General features: G+C 55.7%; 21 protein-coding genes. 13 read left to right on the top strand and 8 right to left on the bottom strand.

Going from position 1 to position 25,964, the window contains the following annotated elements; translation table 11 throughout:
• Nucleotides 1–40: 40 nt before the first annotated feature.
• The 3 genes from VFA09_06695 to VFA09_06685 all read right to left on the bottom strand — a co-directional run bounded on the left by VFA09_06695 (nt 41) and on the right by VFA09_06685 (nt 3,164).
• Nucleotides 41–838 (bottom strand): citryl-CoA lyase, encoded by a 798-nt coding sequence (locus VFA09_06695; protein HZU66950.1) that lies wholly within the window; start codon nt 836–838, stop codon nt 41–43.
• An 89-nt stretch (nt 839–927) separates the two neighbouring features.
• A complete protein-coding gene (locus tag VFA09_06690) occupies nt 928–2,166 on the bottom strand; it encodes a CoA transferase (protein ID HZU66949.1) in 1,239 nt (412 codons plus the stop codon).
• Nucleotides 2,167–2,339: 173 nt separating this feature from the next.
• On the bottom strand, nt 2,340–3,164 hold the full coding sequence (locus VFA09_06685) for an IclR family transcriptional regulator C-terminal domain-containing protein (protein HZU66948.1): 825 nt from the start codon (nt 3,162–3,164) through the stop codon (nt 2,340–2,342).
• Nucleotides 3,165–3,516: 352 nt separating this feature from the next.
• On the opposite strand from VFA09_06685, the gene VFA09_06680 reads away from it, so the two are divergent.
• Both VFA09_06680 and VFA09_06675 read left to right on the top strand, forming a co-directional pair.
• Nucleotides 3,517–4,983, top strand: coding sequence for an amidohydrolase family protein (locus VFA09_06680; GenBank protein ID HZU66947.1), 1,467 nt, complete (start codon nt 3,517–3,519; stop codon nt 4,981–4,983).
• 236 nt (nt 4,984–5,219) lie between these two features.
• Complete coding sequence (locus VFA09_06675; protein ID HZU66946.1) at nt 5,220–6,206, top strand: zinc-binding dehydrogenase; 987 nt, start codon at nt 5,220–5,222, stop codon at nt 6,204–6,206.
• A gap of 31 nt (nt 6,207–6,237) precedes the next feature.
• Here the strand turns inward: VFA09_06675 and VFA09_06670 are convergent, their stop codons facing one another.
• Together VFA09_06670 and VFA09_06665 are read right to left on the bottom strand one after the other, a co-directional pair.
• The gene (locus tag VFA09_06670) at nt 6,238–7,407 is read right to left on the bottom strand and encodes an acyl-CoA dehydrogenase family protein (GenBank protein ID HZU66945.1); all 1,170 of its coding nucleotides are present in this window, start codon (nt 7,405–7,407) and stop codon (nt 6,238–6,240) included.
• A gap of 61 nt (nt 7,408–7,468) precedes the next feature.
• Complete coding sequence (locus tag VFA09_06665; GenBank protein ID HZU66944.1) at nt 7,469–8,383, bottom strand: pentapeptide repeat-containing protein; 915 nt, start codon at nt 8,381–8,383, stop codon at nt 7,469–7,471.
• A 199-nt stretch (nt 8,384–8,582) separates the two neighbouring features.
• Between VFA09_06665 and VFA09_06660 the strand changes: the two genes are divergently transcribed.
• The 11 genes from VFA09_06660 to VFA09_06610 all read left to right on the top strand — a co-directional run bounded on the left by VFA09_06660 (nt 8,583) and on the right by VFA09_06610 (nt 21,142).
• A complete protein-coding gene (locus VFA09_06660; protein ID HZU66943.1) occupies nt 8,583–8,924 on the top strand; it encodes a hypothetical protein in 342 nt (113 codons plus the stop codon).
• A 273-nt stretch (nt 8,925–9,197) separates the two neighbouring features.
• Nucleotides 9,198–11,123: a PAS domain-containing sensor histidine kinase gene (locus tag VFA09_06655; GenBank protein ID HZU66942.1), complete on the top strand. Its 1,926-nt coding sequence runs from the start codon at nt 9,198–9,200 to the stop codon at nt 11,121–11,123.
• A gap of 305 nt (nt 11,124–11,428) precedes the next feature.
• Nucleotides 11,429–11,701 carry a hypothetical protein gene (locus VFA09_06650; GenBank protein HZU66941.1) on the top strand — a complete coding sequence of 91 codons (273 nt, stop codon included), beginning with the start codon at nt 11,429–11,431 and terminating at the stop codon, nt 11,699–11,701.
• Nucleotides 11,702–11,715: 14 nt separating this feature from the next.
• Nucleotides 11,716–12,702: a hypothetical protein gene (locus tag VFA09_06645; GenBank protein HZU66940.1), complete on the top strand. Its 987-nt coding sequence runs from the start codon at nt 11,716–11,718 to the stop codon at nt 12,700–12,702.
• Between the two features lie 151 nt (nt 12,703–12,853).
• Complete coding sequence (locus tag VFA09_06640; protein ID HZU66939.1) at nt 12,854–14,689, top strand: ATP-binding protein; 1,836 nt, start codon at nt 12,854–12,856, stop codon at nt 14,687–14,689.
• 11 nt (nt 14,690–14,700) lie between these two features.
• A complete protein-coding gene (locus tag VFA09_06635) occupies nt 14,701–15,165 on the top strand; it encodes a response regulator (protein HZU66938.1) in 465 nt (154 codons plus the stop codon).
• Nucleotides 15,155–16,339, top strand: a complete 1,185-nt coding sequence (locus VFA09_06630) for an ATP-binding protein (GenBank protein HZU66937.1) — start codon at nt 15,155–15,157, stop codon at nt 16,337–16,339. Before VFA09_06635 ends, VFA09_06630 begins: the two co-directional genes overlap by 11 nt.
• Complete coding sequence (locus tag VFA09_06625; protein HZU66936.1) at nt 16,311–16,493, top strand: hypothetical protein; 183 nt, start codon at nt 16,311–16,313, stop codon at nt 16,491–16,493. The genes VFA09_06630 and VFA09_06625 overlap by 29 nt, the downstream gene beginning before the upstream one ends.
• Nucleotides 16,471–17,274, top strand: a complete 804-nt coding sequence (locus tag VFA09_06620; GenBank protein ID HZU66935.1) for an SDR family NAD(P)-dependent oxidoreductase — start codon at nt 16,471–16,473, stop codon at nt 17,272–17,274. Before VFA09_06625 ends, VFA09_06620 begins: the two co-directional genes overlap by 23 nt.
• Nucleotides 17,274–19,367, top strand: a complete 2,094-nt coding sequence (locus VFA09_06615) for a hydantoinase/oxoprolinase family protein (GenBank protein ID HZU66934.1) — start codon at nt 17,274–17,276, stop codon at nt 19,365–19,367. The genes VFA09_06620 and VFA09_06615 overlap by 1 nt, the downstream gene beginning before the upstream one ends.
• A gap of 26 nt (nt 19,368–19,393) precedes the next feature.
• The gene (locus VFA09_06610) at nt 19,394–21,142 is read left to right on the top strand and encodes a hydantoinase B/oxoprolinase family protein (protein ID HZU66933.1); all 1,749 of its coding nucleotides are present in this window, start codon (nt 19,394–19,396) and stop codon (nt 21,140–21,142) included.
• Nucleotides 21,143–21,278: 136 nt separating this feature from the next.
• Here the strand turns inward: VFA09_06610 and VFA09_06605 are convergent, their stop codons facing one another.
• The 3 genes from VFA09_06605 to VFA09_06595 form a co-directional block, all read right to left on the bottom strand.
• A complete protein-coding gene (locus VFA09_06605; protein ID HZU66932.1) occupies nt 21,279–22,532 on the bottom strand; it encodes a hypothetical protein in 1,254 nt (417 codons plus the stop codon).
• Between the two features lie 170 nt (nt 22,533–22,702).
• Nucleotides 22,703–24,223, bottom strand: coding sequence for an aminotransferase class V-fold PLP-dependent enzyme (locus tag VFA09_06600; protein ID HZU66931.1), 1,521 nt, complete (start codon nt 24,221–24,223; stop codon nt 22,703–22,705).
• Between the two features lie 64 nt (nt 24,224–24,287).
• The gene (locus VFA09_06595) at nt 24,288–25,784 is read right to left on the bottom strand and encodes a carboxylesterase/lipase family protein (GenBank protein ID HZU66930.1); all 1,497 of its coding nucleotides are present in this window, start codon (nt 25,782–25,784) and stop codon (nt 24,288–24,290) included.
• Between the last annotated feature and the right edge of the window lie 180 nt (nt 25,785–25,964).

Genomic DNA, 25,964 nt, shown 5'->3' with positions numbered 1-25,964 from the left:
GGACTATTTGTTCAAACTCATCATCAGAGAAGTTGTCCTACTATTCTGAATGGTCGTCGCTCGCTGCTGGCCGGTATACGGCATTGCGGTCTACCATCGCGTAGATATCGGGTGCGATGGGATGGCGCAACTCTTCAGCAAGTTGACCGAGCAGTCCCGCCGCTCGCGCCAGCAATGCCACGCCGCGCAGCAAATCCGGTGGCAGCCCGAGGTCGGCAAGGGCCGCTCCAGCCACTCCAGCGCCGTTGAGGGGCAGCTTGCGACCAAGTATCTCCGGGTGGACGCGGCCAATCGCCTCGAACAGCCGCAGGTGCGGGCCGCGCAGACCCTCGCGTTCGGCAATAGCGATGATCACCGGGGTTCGCGGATCAGCCGTCTTATGTACCGGGTGGCCCAATCCTGGAACGAAGCGCCCCGCGGCTCGTTGCCCTGCGACGGCCTCGCGGGCAAGCTCATCCCATTCTTCATCGGTCTCTGGAAGGTGCCCCGCGACGCTTGCCAGCACGCCTGCCAGAAAACGCCCGGTATCTTCCGTAACGCCAAGGAACCGCGAGCCGCCTCCCAGCAGGCCCGCCGCCATCGCCCCCTGGAACGCATCCGGGGCGCTATATAGAGTCAGGCGGGCAGCGATCGCGGTTGGGGTAAAGCCATGATCGGCCAGCGAGACCAGCACTGCCTCGAACACACGTACCTGCTGGGGTGTCGGTCTTTGCTGTGTGGCGAGCCAGAGGGCCAGCTCACCAAAGCCGACGTGACCAATCAGTTCGTTGGCAAGATCGTGGCCAAGCAGGTGAATACTCGTGGCATCAGATGTCCCGATGCCGGTAGGATATTCCATGTGTTTCGTTCTCCATTACAATACTGCTCATTTCTCTCAGTGCAAGGCAGTTGCCAGATCATATCTGGCTAAACGGAACTTCTCGTAGCTCAGCCCTCCTCTGAGGAAGGACTATCTATATCGAGTCCTTCCGCGCCGGTGCTTTCCCCTTGACTGAGCCAGGCGCGAATCTGCTCGTTATCCTGACCGAGCGCCGGGGGCGGCAGCTTGTAGCGCGGTGGCGTCAGCGAAAACAAAATTGGATGACGAACCATAGGCAGGGCATTATCTCCGCTGCCGACCTCCACCACGGGATTGAGTCCAATTTCGCGCGCGAATGCGACTCCTTGATCGACACTGTTGATCGGGCCACACGGCACCCCGGCTGCCGTTAATAAGCGGAACCACTCCTGCGCCGGCCTCGTGCGCAGTCGCTCCACCAGCAATGGGCGCAAGGCCTCGCGGTTGCGGGTGCGATCTTTGGTATTGACAAACCGGGGATCATGTGGCAGCTCAGGAAGGCCAAGAATCTCGCAAAGCCTGGCGAATTGCCCATTGTTGCCGGCAGCGATGATGAGGGCCTGATCCGCTGTTGGCAGCGGCTCGTAGGGGAACAGGCTGGGATGGGCGTTGCCCATGCGGTGCGGAACAACGCCACCGGAGACATACGCGGATGTCTGATTGACCATGCCCGACATGGCAGTAGCATACAGGCTCGTTTCCACGTGCTGGCCCTGGCCCGTATGGTTGCGATAGTTGAGGGCGGCCAGAATGCCGATGGTTGTGTGCAGCCCGGCCATCACATCGAATACTGAGATGCCGGAGCGATAAGCCGGGCCATCGGGATCACCCGTCAGGCTCATTAAGCCGGACATGGCTTGCACGATGAGATCATAACCGGGCAGCGACGCTCCCTGCGCGGTTCCGAAACCACTGATGGAGGCATAGATGATGGCAGGATTGCGCTGCTGGATGGCGTCATAATCCAGCCCGAAACGCTTGAGGCCACCGGGCTTGAAATTTTCGATGAAGATATCGGCACGTGCCGCCAGTTCTTGAGCCAGTTGCAGGTCGTCGGGGTTGTTAAAATCGAGGATGACCGAACGCTTGTTGCGGTTAATGGCCAGGTAGTAGGTGGCTACTCCATCCCGTTCAGGCGGTAGCCAGTTGCGCGTATCATCTCCGGCGGGGCTTTCGACCTTGATCACGGTCGCCCCTAGATCACCCAGCAGCATTGTGCAATATGGGCCGGCCAGCACTCGTGAGAAGTCGGCGACCAGCAGGCCATCAAGTGGAGCGGGCCGCGAATTGGCTTCTTGCCTGGTTCTCTCATGTTCCTGCTCTGGCATAAGATGTACGCCTCCCGTGGTAGCGAACGGTTGTCACCAATATATACAGGCTCCTGTTGGTTGGAGTATTTATTCTCGCGCGATTGATGTCCGTTATGCGGACAGCCGTCCGTAAAAGAAGTATAGATGACAATAGGAGAGGCTGTCAAGGGACGCGGGTCTATGAAAGCGTTTCAAGGTGCGTCGCTCGTGGCCCTTGTCCCAAGCGTGATCTGCGGCCTGCCTTGCCATCGCACCCAGTCGCCGCTGATGGCGGCCGCGGTCTGCAACAGCCTGGGAAGATACTTTCCGGTCAGTACCTCGATGCTGGTTTCCGCCGCGTGAACACAAACGTTAAGCGCGGCAACGACCTGATCGTTACAGCCGCGAATAGGCGCGGCTATCGAGCGAATGCCATATGCCAGGTGTTCATCGGTGAGCGCCCAGCCCCTCGTTCGCACCTCCCTCAGAACGCGGTCGCGCTCCTCTCTATCCGGCTGCCAGAGTGGTGTAATGCCGGAGCGACCTGGCTGTGCGAGCACTCGTTCCAGTTCATCTGGCGGCAGCTCCGCGAGCAGCACTTTTCCGAGCGAGGTCTGAAGGGCCGGAAAGCGCGTGCCGATGGTGACCGCCAGGGTGATGATTTTGGGTACGGCGACACGCGCGACGTAGACGATATCAGAGCCATCGAGTTGCGCGAGCGAGGAAGATTCGCCGGTAAAGCTGACCAGCCGCTCCATGTGCGGGCGAGCTATCTCCCAGATGCTGGTCGAGCCGATATAGGCCATACCCAGTTCCAGCACGCGTGGAGTTAGGGCAAACCCTCCCTGCGCTATGCGGACATAGCCCAGTTCCTCCAACGTCAGCAGCATGCGGCGCGCCGTCGGTCGGGCCAGACCGGTAGCGGCAGCCACCTCGCTGAGCGTCATCGTTGGCCGGTTAGGCTCGAATGCGCGGATGACATCCAGGCCACGTGCCAGCGCCTCGATAAAGTCGGGTCCTGTTTCGCCTCGCATCATTTCCCTCTATGCACATCAGATCATTTCCGGGTACGTTGTGCCAGTATACACGATACCATTTTTCTGCGCTCATCGTAACAGAAACACTATATGATGTCCAGTTTGTTCACAGTGTTATCCTTGACACATCCTCATCTGTCATGTAATATTATCGCGTGGACACTTGTCCGTTCTACGGACACTTCTCATAACCGCCGTCAGCCTTTTGAAAGTAGTATTATAATCCGGCTACCAGGATGCGGGAGACGGTACAGCTCGCCCGGCGCTGCCAGCACCAGCAGTGGCGTCCGGCAATCAGGCAACATGCGTCCTGCTTCACGTCCTGCGGCCACGACACAACGAGGTGAGCAATATGAGCCAGAATGCAGCAGACAGCACTTCCTTCCCCTCAGGACGCCCGGTGGTATTTCGCAACGCCACCGTGCTGACTATCGATCCTTCACTCGGGATGATTGAACAAGGCGATGTCCTCGTCGTTGATAACCGCATTGCGGAAGTCGGGAGACAGCTTACTGCTCCTGATGGTGCCATGGAGATCGACGCGAGCGGCGGCATTCTCATGCCCGGTATGGTCGACACCCATCGCCATATGTGGCAGACAGCACTTCGTGGATACGGCGCGGACTGGACCCTCACAAACTATTTCCAATTCTACTACCTGAACTGGGGCAAGATTTTCCGCCCCGAAGATATCTATGCCGGCAACCTCCTGTCCGCGATTGAGGCTGTAGACGCCGGAGTCACCACGGCAGTTGACTGGTCTCATGGCTTGCAAACTGTTGAATATGCCGATGCCGCGGTGGATGCGCTCGAAGCGGTTCCGGGGCGCTTCGTTCTCGCCTATGGCAATCTACTTGGAGCGCCCTGGGAGTGGACAAGGGCGCCGGAGTTTGCCGATTTCATCAAGCGCCGTATCGATGGGCGCGGAGATATGCTGCGTATGCAGATTGCCTTTGACGTGACTGGCGACCCGGCCTTCCCCGAAAAGGCGGCTTTCGAGGCGGCGCGTGACTTCAACCTGCCGGTGACAACCCATGCCGGTGTGTGGGGCGTCACCAAAGATGATAGTATCCGTATGATGTATGACCATGGATTCATGACCCCGTCTACTATCTACGTACACGCGGCATCGCTGTCCGATGATTCGTACCAGCGTATCGCCGCAACGGGCGGTCATGCCTCCGTGTCCGCCGAGAGCGAGGATAACGCCGGACAGGGCTATCCGCCGACCTGGAAGCTCCGGCGGCATAACATCCCGGTTTCTTTGTCGATGGATACCAGCGTGTGGTGGAGCGCCGATCTATTCTCTGCCATGCGTGCCACGCTCAATGCCGACCGCGCTCGCGAGCATATGGAAGCGCATAAACGCGGCGAAACCGTCATGCTCTCTCACCTGCGCGCCGAGCAGGTTGTCGCCTACGCCACGATTGGAGGAGCCGAAGCGTTAGGGATGGGCAACATTATCGGCAGTATCACTCCGGGCAAAAAGGCCGATCTCGTCCTGATTAAGAATGATTCCTCGCCCGCCATGTTCCCGGTGCTTCATCCCTACGGACATGTCGTGTTCCAGGCCGGACGCGGCGATGTGCATACGGTGATGGTGGATGGCAAGGTCATCAAGTACGACCACCGCCTCATCGGCATTGACCTTGAAAAGGCCAGGCAGGCCGTGGCGAAAACGGTTGAATACGCGCGATCTAAAATGGGCGAACAGGCCTGGAATGAGGGTATGAACCCCGAGAAGGCAGAAGTTGAACTGATTGAGAATCCATATACCTACACCCATTCTGAACATGCGCAGACCGGGCAACAGGAGTAACGTTCACTTCATAAACGGATGCAGCTAATGTACTGGCGGAAACATCCTGGTGAATTTTAACTTTCAAATCCGGTAAGGACCCTCTGGCCCTGTCATGCTGAGCGCAGCGAAGAATCTCACTCGCCCGGCAGAGATTCTTCGCTGCGCTCAGCATGACAGGGCGCCATTCGGTCGTCAAAATTCATCAGGATGTTTCTCAGATTATCTTCTTCAACTCCAAGTGAAAGGAGATGAAAATGAGCGCCGAGATGCAGGCAGCAGTACTTCACAAGTATGCTGCTCCACCCGAATTTCACCCGTGGTCCATCCCTGAGCGTGGGAAAGGGCAGGTCCTGGTGCGCGTCCTGGCCGCTCCCATCAGCCCTTTAGACCGGCTGTGCGCGTCCGGTAAGTCCTACTTTGGGCCGCCAAAGCTCCCCTATATTCCGGGTACCCAGGGCGTCGGCATCGTCGAAGAGGCCGATACCCTTGCGCCGGGGCAGCGCATATGGTTCAGTTGCGATGCTGGTATGAAGCCTGGGGATGGCAGCATGGCGCAGTACTGCCTGATCGACGAGACGGCGGCCCTCCTGCTCCCTGATGAGATCGAGAGCGACCTTGCCGCGGCCCTCGGACTATCCGCGATTGCCGCCTGGATGGCGCTCACCTGGCGCGGTCGCCTCCAGGCTGGAGAACAGGTGCTGGTACTGGGGGCCAGCGGCGCGGTTGGACAGGTGGCTGTGCAGTTGGCCAGGCTGCTTGGGGCCGGACGTGTGATTGCTGCCTCGCGTGACAAGGAAGGACTTGCCCTGGCGCTTTCACGTGGCGCCGATGCCACTGTTGATCTTATAGGCAGTGATGTGGACGAGATCACCAGGCGTATCGTCGCGGCCTGTGATGGTCCACTGCACCTCGTGATTGATCCTGTATGGGGCATTCCGGCGGAAGCAGCTGCGCGCGTGCTGGGGCCAGAAGGAAGGCTCGTCAATATCGGCTCTGCTGCCGGAGCCTCAGCACGCTTTGAATCGGCCACCGTGCGCAGCCGGTTGCATGCCATTCTAGGCTATACCAACAATGCGCTGGCACACGAGCAGAAGGCCCAGGCACTCAAACAAATCCTGGCATATGCTGCCGCTGGCCGTTGTACGGTTGAGCGGGAGATGGTTCCGCTTGAGCAAGTTGCGGATGCCTGGGAGCGCCAGGCAGCTTTTGCCCGTCACAAGTTCATTCTCATTCCCTGGTGAGTAGGACTGGCATGTTATTGCGCGTTGCCCTTTAAAATGAGCGCGGCATACCCAGCACATGCTCGCCTAGATATGATAGGATCAGATTTGTCGAGATGGGCGCTACCTGGTAGAGGCGCGTCTCGCGGAACTTACGCTCCACATCGTATTCTGCCGCGAAGCCGTAGCCGCCGTGCGTCTGCAGACAGGCATTGGCCGCCTGCCAGGAAGCGTCTGCCGCCAGCAGCTTCGCCAGATTTGCCTCGGCTCCGCAGGGCTGTTCCTCATCGAAGAGGCCTGCTGCTTCGTAGCGCATCAAATCGGCAGCGCGCACGTTAGCATAAGCCTGGGCGATAGGAAACTGGATGCCCTGATTCTGCCCAATAGGCCGGTCGAAGACGATGCGCTCGCTCGCATACGTACGGGCCCTGTCAATGAACCAGTAGCCGTCGCCGATGCACTCCGCCGCGATCAGGATGCGCTCGGCGTTCATGCCATCCAGGATGTATGAGAAGCCCTTGCCCTCTTCTCCGATCAGGTTTTCAGCGGGAACCTCGAGATTGTCGAAAAAGACTTCGTTGGTCTCGTGATTGACCATGTTGCGGATGGGCCTCACCGTCATACCATGTCCCAGGCTCTGCCGTACATCCACCAGGAAGACGGATAATCCCTCGGTTTTCTTCCCGACCTGCGACAGCGGTGTGGTGCGGGCCAGCAACAGCATCAGGTCCGAATGCTGGACGCGCGAAATCCAGACCTTCTGCCCATTCACTCTATAGCGGTCTCCACGCTTCTCGGCGAAGGTTCTGGTCTTCGTGGTATCGGTGCCGGTTGTTGGCTCGGTGACGGCGAAGGATTGCAGGCGTAGCTCGCCCGAAGCGATGCGCGGCAGGTAGGCGCGTTTCTGCTCAGGCGAGCCATGGCGCAATAGCGTTCCCATGGTATACATCTGCGCGTGGCAGGCCCCAGAATTCGCGCCTGAGCGGTTGATCTCTTCGAGGATCACCGACGCCTCGGTCAAACCGGTCCCGCTGCCGCCATATTCCTCTGGAATGAGCGCGGCAAGCCATCCTGCCTCTGTCAGCGCCTGCACAAACGCTTCAGGATAACTAGAGGCTTCCTCAACCTTCTGCCAGTAGGCGCTATCGAAGGCCTTGCAAACATCGCGCACTCCCTGGCGAATATCGGCGTATTGTTGCGCGCGCGGGTTGATGTCGTTCAAAATGGTTGCTCCTTCAATAATTATCAACATCTCTGACAGATGATAAATGATAACTTCCCCGTTATGAATGCTTTGATCCATCCACCATAATAGCATCTTTGAGCGATATTGCCTGGCTCAGTTGTTTCTCGAAGATTATAGCTCCACTTAGATCAGCCCTGCTCAGATTGGCCCCGCTGAGATCAGCACCGCTGAAGTCGGCCCCGCTGAGATTGGCATCACTCAGGTCACCGAAGCTCAGGTCGGCTTCGGTGAGATTGGCATTGCTCAGGTCGGCACCACTCAGATCAACGAACCTTAAATCGGCCTTAAATAAAATTGTTCCGCTCAGGTTTGCTCTGCGTAGACTGGCCGAAATCAGGTTGATAAAGCTGAGATCAGCCTCTTTTAAAGGGACAATGGTATGGTCTTTGTCTAACAACCCGGTTTCATAAAGAAACATAAGCACAACTCTTTTTCGTTGCCCATCCAGATGAGGGAAAGTTGTCAGCGTTCGCACGCGGCCTATAGTTTTCGCTTCATTGGTTGCCTTATTAGACAGGTTTTTCTCGAGCAGCAGCGGGGACATCTTATCAATGTATGATTGCAAGATTGCCTCGCGCTGGTTATTCGATGCGATATCGCGCGCGGTCTTATCACGGCTATCTGTAGACTTTCGCTCATTTTCGCTCGTAGTGTAATTGAAGAGATAGCCACCTATGGCAAGTACTGCCGGAATGACAAGCAACTGCAGCCAGTCCCATAATGTTTTTCCTGGTTGCTGGCTTATCGTTGTCGTGACTTTGTGCGTTGCGGTGTCGATTTCAGTGGCTATAGATGTGCTGGAAGATGCAGTAAGCCCTGTCCAACCCCAATGGAGCAGGTAACCGCAGATAATCACAATGACGAGCGCGAACAAAACGACGAGGAAAATCATGATGACGGCATCCAATGGCCTCGTAATCTTCTGCCACCATGTTCGCAACCTGTTTCCCATTGCCTCTACTCCACATGCATGTAATCCATGATCCAGGATTTTGATCAAATGCTTTGTGCCATAGTATAGCAAATAACCACGACAGTGTATATGTATCGATGTACCGCGGGGGTCAGTTTCAACACGAGGTTTGCAAATTGTAGGCTATGTGGTATGCTACACTCAGCAGTCATAGCTATGTAAAATGAGGAAGACCCAGATGGAGTATCAGACATACCAGGTAGCATTATCGCCCGACCTCAACCTGAGCGCCGAAGAGTTTGCCGATGCCTGGAATGCTACACCGGACACGCGCAACCTTGCGATAGCCCGGCTCAGCATCCCAAGAGGAATATCCTACTACGAACCTTTGCTGACCAGCGTACAGCTTGCCACCCCTGCAAATGTGGATAGCGACGCTCTCTCTGATGCGATCAAGACCCTTATCAGGTACGTTCGCGTCAAAAAAGGCCAGAGGTCCGCGGCTTCCGCCACTCCGCACATCGATGTGGTGCAAAGACCTGGCGGTGCCCGCGTTCTGGTTGTCGATGTTGACAGGTAACAACCATTCGATGCAGTATTTGCTGTGTTGAGCGCCTTGCAAGTTCGCAAACAACACTTCTGATTGCTTTCCCTTGCATTTCTCCTCACTTAGAGATACCCTATAATTATTACATGCCCTTGCTGAGATAGGTCTTTGCCTCATCTTGTCTTGCAGTTAGTAGCGGCCTGTAATTGAAAGGATATCGACCTGATACCCGAGCCATCATCGGAAAAAACCAATGCTATTCTCTCGTCTGCTCCTCTGCATGTCAATGCAAGTGGATTGCAGCAGGTGCTGGATGTGTCGCCGGATGCGCTGGTCGTTACTGACCAGGCAGGATCGATTGTGATGCTCAATGAGCAGGCGGCTGCATTGTTTGGCTATGACCAGGAAGAACTCCAGGGGAAGCTCCTCGAATCGCTGATGCCCGAACGTTTTCGCGCAGCTCACATTGGTCACCGCGAGCGCTTTTTCGCTGCTCCACGCCGCCGTCCTATGGGACTGGGATTACAACTTTTTGGGCGAGGCAAGGATGGCAGCGAGTTTCCGGTAGATATCAGCCTGCGCCCATTACTGTTGGATGATCGGCCCCTGACTATCGCCGCTATTCGGGATGTTACCGAGCAACGGCGTGCGGAACGGGAACGCCTGCAACAATTAGAGCAAATTCGCTTACAGGCCGAATTAATCAACCAGGCACATGATGCGATTATCGTGCGCGACCCCATCAGTCGTATTCTCTACTGGAATCGCGGCGCTGAAGAACTTTATGGCTGGACGGCCCAGGAAGCGTCAGGGCGTATCACTCACATATTGCTCAAAACGCGCTTTCCTCTCACTCTTTCCGTCATTGATGCGCAACTCGAACAAGAAGGACAATGGGAGGGGAAACTGCTCCATACCTGCAAAGATGGCAGGATTGTCACCGTCGAAAGCCGGCAGGCACTCTTTCGCGATGAAGCAGGGAAGCCATCTGCTATACTGGAGATTAACCGCGATATTACTGAGCGGCAGCGCCAGGAAGAACAGGAGCATGCAGCGCATGTTGAAACGGCAGCGCAGCTAGAATTTCTGCGTAAAATACTTGACGCCCTGCCCAGTAGCATCTATCTTGTCTATGGCCCCGACGCGCGCCTTCTGCTGGCCAATCGCAAGGCCAACAATTTATGGGGTGCTGAATGGCAGGTGAACCGGCCAATGCTGGAGTTTCTTGCAACGAAGGGTATCAGAATTTTCGACCCCCAGGGCCATCCTTTGCCTGAATCCCACTACGCGACACTAAGAGCGGTACGAGGAGAAACCGTGCTGCAACACCAGGAAACCATTCGCCGTCCTGATGAATCGAGCCTGCCCGTCCTGGTCAATGCCCTGCCGCTCGGCTCGCAAGAGTCCTGGAAGATGCTACAAGAACAGCGTGAGGGGGCAGAGCAGCAGGTATCATCTCCACAGGCGGTAGCCCTGGTCGTCTATCAGGATGTTGCCGCTCTTAAGGAAACGGAATATCTCAAAGACGAATTCATCGGTATTGTGGCGCACGAATTGCGCACGCCTCTGGCCGCCCTGCGAGGATTTGCCGACATGCTGCTGGTGCAAACCGGACGCGGGCACGGGCCGCAGCTGGCCGATTGGCAAAAGGAAGCGCTGATGGAGATTGACGAGGCTACCACCCGCCTTTCCAAGCTGACTGACGAACTCCTGGATGTCACGCGATTGCAGGCGGGGCGGATGCTCCTGCACCGCGTACCCACCGATGTAGTGCCGTTGACACGCCGTATGGTCGCCCACCTGCAGCAGACTACCACACGACACAGTATAACAGTAAATACGGACCACATCTCGCTGGTTGCGTATATCGATCCAGGTCGAATAGAGCAGGTATTGATCAATCTGATCGGTAATGCCATTAAGTACAGCCCTGAAGGGGGACCCGTTGTCATTACTATCCGGCCACGAGTGGCCGAGTCGATGGTTGAGATCAGCGTGCAGGATAAGGGCATAGGGATTCCGGAGCGGCAACATGCCCAGATATTCGGACGTTTTATGCGCGCTGATAACGCCTCGGCCTGGGGCATTGGCGGAACGGGCCTGGGATTGTATCTCAGCCGCGAACTGGTCGAACAACACGGGGGTCATCTCTGGTTTGAATCGGCGGAGGGAGCCGGTTCCACGTTCTTCTTGACTCTTCCACTTCTGTCTACTGAACAGGAGAACGAGTAAAGACAGAAAGAAGGGATGTTGGGGGACTTCTTTGTATGGGGAAAACAAAGAAGATACGATCCCTTCTATCTGTGCGATAGTCGTTTTTCCCGTTCCAAAAGTTCCCATTTTTTGTCGTTATTTTCCAGCATGTCTTTTTTTGCTGTTGTTCCCGGGTTGTTGAAAATGATTGGACGAGAGTTGCTTTTGCAATGTGAAGATGGTATTGTTTTAAGGTGATGCTTGTTACACGCTTTAGGGTCTCGGCTGTAGGGACAGCGCCTTGTGCCTGTCCGAGGGTCCATTATGTGAAAGTGAGAGCCAGAATGTTGCGGCACAAGAAATTTATTCGCCTACCTCTCATAGGCATGACGATTGTGGGCGTAGTAGTTGCTCTTTACCTGTTCGCGGGTAAGCGTTCTTCGAAACCGGGTCCCGCGTCCAGGATTCGCAAACATACGGTGAAAACTTCTCCTCAAGATGCGTTGAAATATTGGACTGAAGAGAAGATGCGCAAGACTAAGGGTGTTGAGATGCCCCGGGTCAATCAGGTCGAGCCAAAAAAGGAACAGCCACGGCGATCTCCCGATGCTGAGTGAAAGCGAGACGTATCATGCCGCAACTGCATCGATTCATTCTACATCCATTAACCGGCAAGGTTTTTCTTTACACACTTGGCAGCGCCTACCTGATATACCTGGTTGCGTTCGCGCATTTTTTGTTCGCGTTTCCATCCTTGCCAGCTCCCGGCGTGACGGTTGTCGAACACCAGGTAGCGACGAATCCTCAGTTCGAGATCAACTATTGGACAGCTACAAATATGCAGAATGCCACCGCTGCCGATTCGCAAATGGCCTCTACTTCGGGGTTGACACAGCAGAGCAGTAACCAGAGCGCGGGAAAAGCGGCCCAACAACGGGGGCAACTGCCTGGCAGCAAGGACCTTTCCTATCCGCTTTCGACCGTGGGAAGGGTTTTTTTGACCAACGCTTCCGGTCAAAACCTGTCCTGTTCTGGCACTGCTGTTGTGAGCAGCAATCATAGCGTGGTTGATACCGCTGGTCACTGCCTCTACTGGCAGGGAAGCTGGATGAATAATGTCATTTTCTGCCCATTGTATGATCATGGCAATACACCCTATGGCTGCTGGGCGGCTCGCGATCTGGAGGTTCCTGCTGACTGGATAGATGCCGCGCCGAACGACTTACATCATGACTTTGGCATGTTCATCGTTGCGCCCAATAGTGAGGGCCAACTGACCAACGTAGTCGGTGGCGCGGGCTGGGCCTATAACCAGCCGGAGAATTCCACGTTCTACGCCTATGGTTACCCTGCCGGCTATCCTTTTGATGGTGAGACCCGCCAGTCCTGCCCTGGTGCCACCGGCATCGCCTGGCAGCATGGTGGTGGTACCGTCATCTCTATCCCCTGCAACATGACCGGTGGCTCAAGTGGCGGCCCCTGGTTCATACAAATCAACGGCGACTGGTATCTGAACGGCCACAACGACTTCACGAGCAGTATGCAGCGTGGCCATATGTTCTCTCCCTACTACGATGATACCTGGTACGAGCTTTATAGCAAGGCGCAGCAGACATAAGGCAAGGATAGTGGGACTTGCCAACACATCAACTTTTCTTTATACTGCACGTAAGATTTATAGAGGTAGACTACCTCGCTCGCTACTGTGCCACATCTGAAGAGAAGAGACCCATATTCTTTATTTGTGTTGGAAAGGGTTAATAGTACATATGACCTTGAATAAAGGAAACAGCGATCAGCTTCCCGCTGCTTCTATGCTTGCTGGTTCATCGTCTCAGGATATTACAGATACCAGCTTGCCTGAGACTTCGGCTCCCACCTTTTATGGCCGGCTTACGGAGAAGCAACTCGCGTTGCTCCTGCAGGCATCGCACGATGCGTTTATCGTTCACGACGAGAATGGCCATGTGCTGTTCTGGAATTCTGGAGCCAGCCGGCTTTATGGTTGGTCGCAAGAGGAAATCCAGCGCAAGAATGTGCATAGCGTGCTGAAGACCGAACCCTCCGTGCCACTGGCGGAGATTGAACAAACCCTGCGCGAAAAAGGCAGCTGGGAAGGTGAGCTTGAACAGAGTAGGAGTGATGGAGAGCCTCTCGTGGTTGCTAGCCGCTGGATCGTATTGGAGCTGCCGGAGAGTACGTCGATGACGATTTTAGAAGTCAATCGGGATATCACTGAACTGCGGCGTACCCTCCAACACCTGCGATTCTTGACAGAAGCCAGTAAGTTGCTAGTCTCCTCGCTCGATTACCCGGATGTACTGGTACAGGTGGCTCAACATGCCGTACCCATGGTCGCGGATTGGTGCCGTATTGATCTGCTTCGCGAGGATGGGACGCTTTACCCGTTGGCCATCGCGCATGTCGATCCTGAGAAGGTGGCCTGGGCTTACGAATTGAGCGCAAAGACCCCGTATGATCCCGATGCCCCAGGCGGAGTCCCTGCCGTGATACGCACACGAACATCTGAATTTTACCCATTTATTCCAGATGAAATGCTGGTGGCCGCGGCGAAAGATGAACAGGAGCTTGAAATGATTCGCTCCATCGGCTTCTCCTCAGTGATCACTGTTCCCATCGTTTTGCAGGAACGAGGGATAGGCGCAATCACTCTGGTGACAACCGAAACGAAGCGACACTATACTCCTACCGATTTGACGATGGCAGAAGAACTCGCCAACCGTATCTCCATGGCCATGGAAAACGCCCGCATGTACCGCCAGCTTCAGGAGTTCAACGCCAATCTGGAGCAGAAGGTGATTGAGCGAACTGCTGCTTTGACGGAGTCGAGCGAGGCGTTGCGCCAGTTGAACGCCGAATTGCAGCGCAGCAACCAGGAACTGCAAGATTTTGCCTATGTTGCCTCGCATGATTTACAGGAACCACTGCGCAAAATCCAGGCCTTCGGCAATCTGCTGGAAGAAGAATACGGTTCCGTCCTGAGCGAAGGTAAAACATACCTGGATCGCATGCGTAATGCCGCATCGCGTATGCAGGTATTGATCAACGATCTCTTAATATTCTCTCGCGTCACCACAAAGGCCCTGCCGTTTAGCGAGGTCGATCTGAATGTGATCGCACGCGAGGTGGTTATCGACCTGGAAGCCCTGCTACAGGCAACCAGAGGAACAGTCGAGATCGACACGCTACCCATCATCGAGGCCGATCCTTTGCAGATGCGCCAGTTGCTGCAAAATCTGATTGGCAATGCATTAAAATTTCATCGTCCTGGCGTTCCACCGTGCGTTTCCGTTGCTGCTGAATTGCAGGTGAATCCGGAGGCATCCGAAGAACAATGTGTGATTGCCGTCCGCGATAATGGCATTGGCTTCGATGAGAAATACCTTGATCGTATTTTTACCGTTTTTCAGCGGCTACATAGCCGGGGAGAATACGAGGGAACAGGTATCGGCCTGGCAGTCGTACGAAAAATTGTCGAACGGCACGGCGGGTCTATTACCGCGAGAAGCGCTGTCGGGGAAGGCTCAACATTCCTCGTAACGCTTCCACTCCGGCAGACCGCGAAACCCCTAATAAATGAGTAAGGAAAGAGCCTATGGCAAGCAGAGATTCTATTGTGATTTTGATGGCTGACGATGATGAAGATGATATCCTGCTCACGCAAAAAGCGCTGCGGCAGGGGAAACTGCTCAATGAACTCCATTGTGTGCGGGATGGCGAAGAATTACTTGATTACCTGTTTCATCGTGGGGCCTATACAGATAAGGAGAGTGCGCCCCGTCCCGGCGTCATCCTGCTCGATTTAAATATGCCGCGCAAGGATGGACGCGAGGCGCTCAGAGAGATCAAAGCGCATCCAGATGTCAACGATATTCCCATCGTGGTGTTCACAACCTCAAAAGCAGAGGAAGATATCTATCGCTCTTACAAACTGGGCGTAAACTCGTTTATTACGAAGCCGGTAACATTTGAACGCCTCATCGAGGTCATGCAGATGATCGGCAAATATTGGTTCGAGATTGTAACATTACCTCCGGAGGAGAACAAAGGTGCCTACTGACACACAATCGATTGGCATCCTGCTCATTGAGGACGACGAGGAAGATTTTATTCTCCTGCAAAAGGTACTCGCGAAGGTTTCATCCACTCGCTATAAGGTGCAGTGGGAACAACATGCCGGGGAAGGACTCGCGCACATGCTGCGAGAGGATCACGATATCTGCCTGATCGATTACCGGCTTGGGGCAAACAGCGGCATCGAACTGTTGAAAGAGGCCCGCAGGCGAGGGTACGACCTGCCCATTATTCTTCTGACGGGCGCGGTTGGGGGAGGAGGCATCGATATCCAGGCATTGCAGGCCGGTGCTGATGACTATATCACGAAGGACCTGCTGCAAGGAGAATTGTTGGATCGCCTGATACGCTATGCGATTGAGCGACGCAAAGCTGAGCAGGAGCGCCAGCGACTGATGCGCGAGCAAATGATTCGTGACGAGCGCGATGCGAGGAGAAATGAATTCATCAGCATGGTTGTGCATGAACTCAAGACGCCTCTCAGCAGCATCAAAGGATATTCGCAATTGCTCGGCAGGCGTTGCGGACGTTCAGGGGATACGCAGGGAGCACAACTGGCGGCCAGGTTGGACCAGCAGGTCAACCGCCTGACCAGCCTGATCGACGATTTACAGGATATCAATCGCATGGAGGGAGGAAAGCTCCGGCTGCGTGAAAGCCTGTTCGCGTTCGATGAACTGGTGGCAGAGGTAGTGGCGGATATCCAACTGACAACGGAGCAGCAAACCATCGTCATCGAGGGCCGGAGCGGCGCAACGATTTATGGAGACCGGGAACGCATCAGCCAGGTGTTGACGAATCTGCTGGCGAATGCCATCAAATATGCTCCAGAATCCGAGACGATTCTGGTTAAACTGAAGAGAGATGAGCAGTTTGTAACGGCATGCGTGCAGGACTTCGGTCCAGGTATCCCTAAAGAATATCAGGAGTACATATTTGAGCCGTTTTACCGCGTCGATACGCCCGACAACGGTTCTAAGCAAGGCCTCGGTTTGGGACTGGCGATAGCGGCAGGCCTGATTAAGCGGCACCAGGGGCGCCTATGGGTAGAAAGTGAGGAGGGCGCAGGCGCAACGTTCTGCTTCACCCTGCCACTCAACGTCCCCGCTGTTTTACAAGAGTCTGAGGACAATGAATCGGCTCCCACGGCTCTGCCGTAGGGGCCGATTGATCGCGCCCACCGCCGATTCATCGGCCTGCTGTGCATTGCTGGAGTATTTTGTCGAACTCCTGAATCGGCCCTCGGTCCCGACGGTTGTTGAAGCCTCAAAACAGAAAGGAAAATGCATCCATGGAGAAACGCTTTACGTCTAAAGTGGTGCTGGTGACGGGAGCCGCGCATGGCATAGGCCGTGCCATCGCACTGCGTTTCGCTAACGAGGGCGCGCAGGTCATCGTTAATGATGTAAATAGGGAGGGCGCCGAAGCCACCGTGCGGGCGATTACCGGTTCCGGTGGATCGGCCATTGCCGGTATCGCGGATGTATCGAATAAAGGCCAGGTTGATGGCCTGTTCGACAACATACTTGAGCGTTTCGGCAAGCTGGATGTGCTGGTCAACAACGCCGGTCTCATCAATGTCGAACGCCACTTTCTCGAGGGTGACGAGGCCTGGTGGGATAGCGTCCTATCAACAAATCTCAAGGGAGCATTTCTCTGTTCGCTGCGCGCCGCTCACGCGATGGCCCGTCGCCGTCAAGGCGTAATTATCAATATGTCCAGCGGAGGAGCCACGCGCTCGCATCGAGGGATGGCGGCTTACGATGCCTCGAAGGGCGGCATAGAAGCTCTGACGCGGGCGATGGCGCTCGACCTTGCCCCGTATGGCATTCGCGTCAACGCGCTTGTTCCCGGCTCGATTGATACGCAGGGCATGAATCTGGAGGTGAAGCATGATCGCGGCCAGACCATACCGCTGGGGCGCGTGGGCGAACCAGAAGAACTGGCCGGCCCTGCCGCTTTTCTCGCCTCAGATGATGCCAGCTATATCACCGGGCATATTCTCGTAGTTGACGGTGGACTCCTTGCCCAGCAGCGCTCGCCGCAGGTCGATATTTTCCCGCTGAGCCGTTTTCCCAAGCTGGAGGTCGAGTGATGGAGGGTATTGCCGCCCATCACAGGATAGGGGTAGATATTGGCGGAACCTTCACCGACCTCGTCCTATTTGACGATGCCGGTGGCAATTTCGCTGTTGGCAAAACGCTCACCACGCCGCGCGATCCTTCTCAGGCCGTCGAAATGCTCATCCTCGATACCCTTGAGCGCGTGCAGCTCGACACGGGGCTGGTTCAGCAGATTATCCATGGCACGACGTTAGTCACCAATGCCATTATCGAGCGCACCGGTTCGCCAACCGCGCTGCTCGCCACGCAGGGATTCCGCGACTCTACAGAAATCGGGCGCGAACATCGCTACGAACTCTACGATCTGATGCTGGAAATGCCGCAGCCACTGGTATCTCGCTACCTGCGGTTTGACGTGCCTCAAAGGACGCTTGCAGGCGGTGAGACACTCCAGGAGCTAGATATCACCTTTGTCGAGCGACTGACCCGCGAACTGGTTGCCAATGGCATAGAGGCCATCGCCATAACCTTTCTACATAGCTTCACCAATCCTGCCGCCGAACGGGAAGCGCGAGCCGTCATACAACGCATCGCTCCCAATATGCGCGTCTCCATCTCATCAGAGGTGGTGCCTGAAATCCGCGAGTTTGAACGAACCTCGACGACGCTTGCGAATGTCTATGTGCAGGATCGCGTTGAAAGGTATTTACGCGAGTTGCAGGCACGCCTGGAGCGCATCGGATTTCACGGTAGTATCTTCTTGATGACTTCCAGCGGTGGCATCGTTACAATAGACACGGCCATTCGCTTTCCGGTGCGGCTGCTCGAATCGGGTCCGGCGGCGGGGGCACTGGCGGCAGCCAGCTACGGAACCGCCTGCGGTTACGATGACCTGCTCTCGTTCGATATGGGTGGAACCACCGCCAAGTTCTGCGTCATCGACCAGGGCCAGCCGCTCACTACCAGCAATTTCGAGGTTGACCGGCGCTACCGCTTGAAAAAGGGATCAGGGCTGCCGATCAAGCTGCCGGTGATCGAGATGATCGAGATCGGCGCCGGTGGCGGCTCTATAGCCCGTATAGACCCGCTGGGATTATTGAAAGTAGGGCCAGAATCGGCAGGCGCTGATCCAGGCCCCGCCTGCTACGGCCTGGGTGGAACCGAGCCTACTGTAACCGATGCCGACCTTGTGCTTGGCTATCTTGACCCCGACTACTTCCTCGGCGGCCAGTTCAAAATAGACCTCGCGGCGGCTCGACAGGCCATTGAAGAACAAATTGCCCGGCCATTAGGACTCTCGATTGAGGAAGCGGCCTGGGGCATCCACCAGGTAGTAAACGAAAACATGGCGAATGCTGCCCGTATCCATACACTTGAACGCGGCAAAGACCCGCATCGCTTTCCGGTCTTCGCCTTTGGGGGAGCAGGACCCGTACATGGTTTTCGTATCGCTAGAGCTTTGGGATCTCCGGCGTTGATCGCGCCTTTTGGGGCGGGAGTAATGAGCGCGTTTGGCTTTTTAACGGCCCCGCTCGCCTTTGACTTCGTGCGCTCCTGGCGCGGCCGCCTCGATACCCTGGATTGGGACAGGGCCAACGCGCTGCTCGCTGAAATGGAGGCAGAGGGCCAGGCGCTGTTAGAGCAGTCCGGCGTTTCCTCAGAGCAGATAAACCATCGTCGCCAGGCGGATATGCGCTATGTTGGTCAGGGTCATGAGATAGCGGTGCCTCTACCGCCCGGTCACCTGAGTAGTGAAAGCGTCCCCACGATTCTCAAATCCTTCGAAGAGGTCTATCGCAACCTCTATGAACGGCTCAGCCCGTCCGTGCCGGTTGAGATTATCAACTGGCGTATCGTTTCGTCCAGTCCCGCGCCAAAGATACGCTTGCAAGCGTCTGGAGAACAGCAGGAAGCGGGTCAAGCTGTTCACAAGGGATATCGCAAGGCCTATTTCCCTGAGCCGGGCGGTTATGTCGATACGCCTGTGTATAACCGTTATGGCCTGGTGTCCGGCATGAGCTTCAGCGGGCCTGCCATCGTTGAAGAGCGTGAGTCGACGGTGATCATAGGGCCAGACAGCCGTTTTCGCATCGATGAGCAGCGCAATCTGATTGTTGAATTGTAACGCAAGCAGCGAGGTTTTTCTTTCTGATGAGGAATACACTTGATCCAATAACGTTAGAAGTGTTGTGGAATCGGCTGCTTGCGGTGGTGAACGAGCAGCAGGTCACACTGATGCGCACCGCTTTCAGTACCATTGTGCGCGAATCGCAGGACCTGGCATGCGGCGTATTTGATACACACGGGTGGATGATTGCGCAATCGTTGACCGGCACGCCCGGCCATATCAACGCCATGGCAACCGGAGTGCGCCATTTCTTGCAAGCGTATCCACCGGAAACGCTGCAGCCGGGCGATGTGCTGATTACCAACGATCCCTGGCAGACGGCCGGGCAGATCAACGATATGACGATCCTGACTCCCGTCTTCATAGGTGAGCGCGTCGTGGCTTATTTTGCCAGCACCTGCCATTCACCCGATATCGGCGGCCGCATCTTCTCAGGTGAGGCGCGCGAAGTTTTCGAGGAGGGCCTGCGCATCCCCATCACCAAATTATTCATGCGCAATGAACCGAATGCCGAGCTTTTCAAGATTATCCGCGCCAACGTGCGCACCCCTGATGAAACAGTTGGCGACCTGTACGCGCAGACGGCCTCGAACGCGGTCGGCGCTCGCGAACTGCTGCACTTTATGAAGGAGTTCGGGCTAGACTCCATCGATCCGCTTGCAGACGAGATCATTACTCGTTCCGAACAGGCGATGCGCAATGCTATTCGCGCTCTTCCCAACGGACGCTACGAGAACGAGTCGTGGAGCGATGGCTATGACGAACCCATCCGTATCAACGTCACGGTCACTATCGAGGACGAAGATATGTTTATCGACTTCACGGGTTCATCGCCGCAAAGTTCGCGTGGCATCAACGTGGTGCTGAATTATACCCACGCCTATGCCTCGTTTGCCATCAAAGCTGCCGTAAGCCCGGAGGTACCGCATAACGAGGGCGCATTTCGTCCCGTGCATGTGAGCGCGCCGCCCGGTTCTATCCTGAACTGCCTTGAGCCTGCGCCTGTTGCCTCGCGGCATGTGATCGGACATTTCCTGCCCGGAGTCATCTTTGGCGCGCTGGCACCCGCGATGCCAGGCAAATTGATGGCCTGTGGCGCCGACCCGATCTGGATCTCCGTCTGGCACGGCAAATGGCCCGTTTCCCAGGAATCCTTCACCTTCAGTCTTTTCCAGTGTGGTGGAACGGGTGCGCGAGCCATCAAGGATGGGTTAAATACCACAGGATTTCCCAGTGGGGTGGCCGGCGTGCCAGCCGAAGTGATGGAAAGCCTGACGCCGCTGGTGCAGCATCGCCGCGAGTTGCGTACCGACTCCGGCGGTCCTGGCACTTATCGTGGTGGCCTGGGGCAATGGACAGAGTTTGGTAATCCTGCCCGCGTACCCTGGGGTGTTTCCGCGCTGGTCGACCGCACCCAATTTCCCGCTACCGGGCTTGAAGGCGGGAAATCCGGCGCCCCCGGCGAATTTCTCGTCAACAACAGCATTCGCCCGCAAGCCAAGGCGCTCGTCCCCCTCGCACCGGATGCCCGCGTGCAACTGAACCTGCCCGGCGGTGGTGGCTATGGCGATCCTTTCAAACGTCCCATCGAGCTTGTCCTGAAGGATGTCGTGAACGGCTATGTCTCGCTCGAAGCCGCCGAGCGCGAATATGGCGTCGTGATTCGCTATCTTGGGAGTGAGAAGGCGCTTGTAAGGCCACCGAATCTTTATATGGTTGATGAGGAGGCAACGGAAGCACTCAGAAAGACTTTACCAGGAAGCACGCACTAGAGGAATAAGCAATCCCCGTGAAGCCTGGCATTACGCCCGTCAGAAAGAAATAGCCATTCATGGTGCATGACCTGTCACACCATCTGAGCAGGTTTGAACACAAGGTCTCACACAATGGATAGGTTTAACTTATCTTTCACCCTCCTGGCCACGAAAAATGACGTTCCTTCAATCGCCTGATAAGGGCAGGACGGCTCAGGTAAGCTCGAATCCAGGTGTTGAAACGATCTTGAAACTCCTGGGTCGTATTGAATTGTTCGGCAGCATCACGCAGGTCAACCAGCAATGTGGTGGCTTCGTCATAGCCAGCGGACGTTTTGCTTGCAGCTCCCTGATCGACCTTACGCCAGTAGGTGTCGCGGTACTTGTGGATATCTTGCAGGTGACGCAATCGCGCCGCGCGCTCCTGTTCGCGCTTTTCGCGTTCCGCCCTATCTTTAATCTCTTTGCTTTCAGCAAGCAGTATGGCAAAAGGGACGCGCTCGCCTGTTGGCGTTGCATCTGTCGTTTTGTCATGACCCAGTTCGCGCAACTCTCTCACAAGTTGCCTGCTCAATCCTGGCTCATTATGCGCTAAGCGAACCAGGTAATCGTGCTGGCGCTCAGGTGACAACAACCTGATCCAGGCTGCAAAATCATCCTTAGCCCGAGCCATGCTTGCCTTACTATGTCCTGCTACAGCCGTAAGTAGTTCTTCAGGTACCCGAAACAACTCGGCCAACGCCTGCTGAGCGGCAGTCAGTTTATCGAATGCAGGTGGAACCGCCGGTATGCTGATTTCATGGTCTTCGTCTTCCTCCTGATCCTCATCTTCACTCTCGTCGTCTTCGTCCTCCTGATCCTCATCCCATTCCTCGTCTTCGTCCTCTTCATATCCATCATTATCATTGTTACGAGAATAGCTATACCTGTTCCGAGCATAGCCCTTCATCATATTCTGAGCAGCCAGCCAGATGATATAGAGCGGACGCAGGTCGCCTTCCATCAGTTCATCGCGGATAGGGATGAGCGAGCCAAGTTCATACTCAGCCCAAACATCAGGCGCTTCCAACTCGCCAAACTCGATATCGAGGATATCATAGTCAGCATGGCGTGTGAACGTGACAAAGTCTTCGAGATTATAGCCCTCGAGGAGATTGGCGGGCAGGACGCCATGGGGAAAACGGAATGCGAGTTGCGGCGAGCCCCAGTTGGCCCAGTAGAGGAAGGCATCGAAGAACTCGTAAAGTACCTGGATAGGGTCGTGCTTGAAATCGCCCCAATGATATTCTATGAAAGCGTGGGTTGGTGATGCCTTGATGTGGCTGGAAAGACCATTGATGGCATCGAGCTGCTCCCGTGTCAGCGGTCGATCTATGGTCATAAACTCGTAACGTTGATATTCGCTCATCGCGACTATCCTCCATGCGAAGTGTTTTTGGTTGAGTAGATTCTTCGCTGCGCTCAGAATGACATGCCCCGCACAGTCCAGTCATGCCCCAGACTGTCCTGACATGCCCGCGGCATGTCATACCCGCGGCATGTCATTCTGAGCGCAGCGAAGAATCTATTCATTAGTAATTAACAATGCAACCTTGGCGGCAAATCGGTTTCTCCCGGAAAAGTATCCACGAAAGTTCTGGCAAATTGCACCAGCTGGTACACATCCGCGAAGTTCGTGGCGAGGCCCAGCGAGACGCGCACAGCACCGCCGCTCTGCATGCCCAAATCGGCCAGAAATTCATCCCAGGTCATACCCTTCTCACCCTGAAAAAGCTGTGGAAGAGTCTCTTGTGGCTTCTCATGAAAGATTTTATGCAGCGCCTCTTTCGACAGGTTGAAAGCGGCCTCACCTGCGCCCGGGTTGCAGAAACAGCCAGTACGCAGTGAGAGACGGATTTCGCTAGCCTTGCGGTCAATCACGCGCTCATCGATGATTGTACCATCCGGGTCAAGAAAATTGAGCGCGATGGTTCCTCCGCGCATAGTAGTATCGTGCGGACCGTAAACTTCGATAAGCGGGTTCCCATTGCTGTGGCGCAGGGACAGCAGGGCGTCGAGTAGCCAGCCGGTCAGGCAGCAAACCCGTTCGTGGATGGTTTCCATACCGATAGATTCGAGGTGTTTCAAGCCGATTTCGACGGCTGGCAGATTGAGGTAGTTGACCGTCCCATCCTCAAATCCCTCGCCACCTGAAAGCATGACATAGCCATCGCCCTGTACCGAAATGCCCCACACCGTTCCGCCCGCGAACCAGGGCCGCTGCAATTTAGCCAGCGAAGCCTTGCGCGCCAGCAAACAGCCCACGCCCGTCGGATAGCCGAACATCTTGTAGAACGAGAGCGGCACAAAATCGGGGTGCCAGCGGGAGAGGTCCAGGCGATTGGTGGGCACAAACGCTGCCGCGTCCAGCAGCACATCCCATCCTCTCTTCTGAGCTTCTTCGATCCATTCTAGCGGATGCTGCACGCCGGTAAAATTGGATTGCGCGGGATAGGCAAATAAGGGATGCGTATAACGCCTGCCCAGATCTAAGAACGAGAAGAGTAGATCTTCCTCGGCCCGTAGTTCGGGAGCCATAACGGGCAGGTAGGTAAAAGAGGCGCCCTTGGTACGCGCAAACTCGCGGATGCCATTGACCGAGTTGTGGTTATCGAAGAGCAACAGGAACTGGCCGCCATCCTGAAAAGGATAGGCCTCACCAACCAGCTTCAATGCATTGCTGGCATTGGATGTGAAAATGACCGCGTATTCGTCGGGTGAGGCATGGAAAAAGTCCAGCACGCTGGCACGTGCTCGTTCGACCAGTTCGGTCATCGCGCGCGAGGTGGGATTGAGCGAGTGTGGATTGCCGAAGACGTTCTGGCGCAGCAGTTCAAAGTGTTCGCGCAGCTGGCTATCGGCATAGAGTCCGCCGCCGGTATAATCGAGGTAGATATGATCCAGCTCGTCCAGGCGTACATACTCGGTTTCCCGCAGATCATCCAGCAAGGACGTGCTTTCAAAGGATGGATATGCCTGCCGGAATGCCTCTTCTGCCTGCTGCATTTCCACTAAGTCAATGGGAAGAGTATTTCTTGTGTCACCTGTGGCTCCGCTCATCGTCGTTGATTCCTTTCCTGGGAGTACAAGCTCTGATGTTTAAAGTGTAACATATCATTGCTATTCACATCAGCCCGTCCCAAACCAGGCGTTCTTCACTCTGCGGATCATCGACCACACGGCATACTTCATCAAACAGCATTGTGGCGCGGCGAAGGGTATCGTAACGGGGCCATGGCGGCAGATCGGGTGCGTTGGGGTTACCGGTACGCGCGAAGGCGATCCAGGCATGATGCATGCGATTAGCAAGCTGCTGGCGTCCCGGGAAATCCTGGAGCAGCATGCCTAACCCCGGCGTGTCGAGATTATCCCAGACGAAAGGGATTTCTAGCGCGTGGCTGGCACCGAAAATGCCGCCAAAGGCAGGGGTAGCCCAGTCGAAACGATACATCCACACAGGCGCTCCTTGTTGTGCCTGCTTTTCGGCCAGCCGAATGGCCGGAATGCGAAATACCTGGTCGGTCAGCACAGCCGTCCAGACGTCGGAAAGCGGCAACTCCGGGCGGGCAGAGGTGTAGGTGGCAATGGCTGTATCAGCGGCCGCTCCGAATGTGCGTTGCAGTACTCTTGCGTCAGGTTCTGTCGCGGCAGGGCCCACGCGGAAGAGCTTCATCTCGTCGTGGTTGGTGCCAATCAGCACGGTCACATCTTTTGCCATGCCGCTTGCAATCGCGGCGCTGGGAGCAAGGGGGAGGGAAATACCATCAACAACAGGCCCGAATGCGAGGCTGACATGCTTGCGTAATACAACGGCCTGCGCTGCCAGCAAAGCATCAGTCGGCTCCTGGAGCAGCGATGCCAACTCGTCCTCTTTCAGATTGAGCGCCTGCAGGAACTGGTAAGCGATCTGGCTGGCCGCCTCTTTGCTGCGCACATTATGAGCGGCGCCGCTTTGAAGAATGGCATGACGGAAAAGGCCCTTTGCCGCGGGCATAGCGAGCAAGGCTCCGATACTCATCGCCCCGGCCGATTCGCCGAAGATCGTGACCGCGTTGGGATCGCCGCCGAAGGCCTCGATATTGTCGCGCACCCATTGCAGCGCCGCTATCTGGTCGAGTAAACCATTGTTGCCCGATGTGGCATATTGTTCTCCGGCCAGCTCTTCCAGGTAAAGGAATCCGAGCGCGCCCAGCCGGTAGTTGAGTGTTACCACGACAACATCGCCATGCATGGCAAAGTTCGTGCCATCATAGGTAGCGGTCGAGCCTGACCCCATCGTAAACGCTCCCCCATGTATCCAGACCATCACGGGTCGCTTCTTGCCATCAGCCTGTGGCACCGGCGACCAGATATTCAGGTACAGGCAATCTTCGCTTTCGGGTTCCTGCGTCAACCGCCGCGCACCGAAGAAGCCGTTGCCTTGTAAAGTGGCTTGAGGCGCAATGGGGCCAAATGCTGTCGCGTCACGTACATGCGACCAGGGCGCCGGTGGTTGTGGCGCGCGAAAACGCAATGCTCCCACGGGTGGTTGCGCGAATGGAATAGCTTTCCACACACTGACCGTGCCATGATTCGTCCCACGCACTTTGCCGTAGCGCGTCTCCACGATGGCATCACTCATAGCTCAAACCTTTCTGGTAATGTGTTGATGTATGAATAGGTACAAAATCACAAGGCCTATCGTCTTGTTTCTCAGGTATACAAAAATATACCATATTTCTTTGTCGAGAAGGCTTACTGACCTGTTTCCGCACATTTCATGAGAGTCGAAAATTGGGGTGATTTCGCTATCAAAGCTGAT

The sequence above is a fragment of the Ktedonobacteraceae bacterium genome (assembly GCA_035653615.1).
In the GTDB taxonomy this organism is placed as follows: domain Bacteria; phylum Chloroflexota; class Ktedonobacteria; order Ktedonobacterales; family Ktedonobacteraceae; genus DASRBN01.
This window is presented reverse-complemented; position numbering and strand designations above follow the sequence as displayed.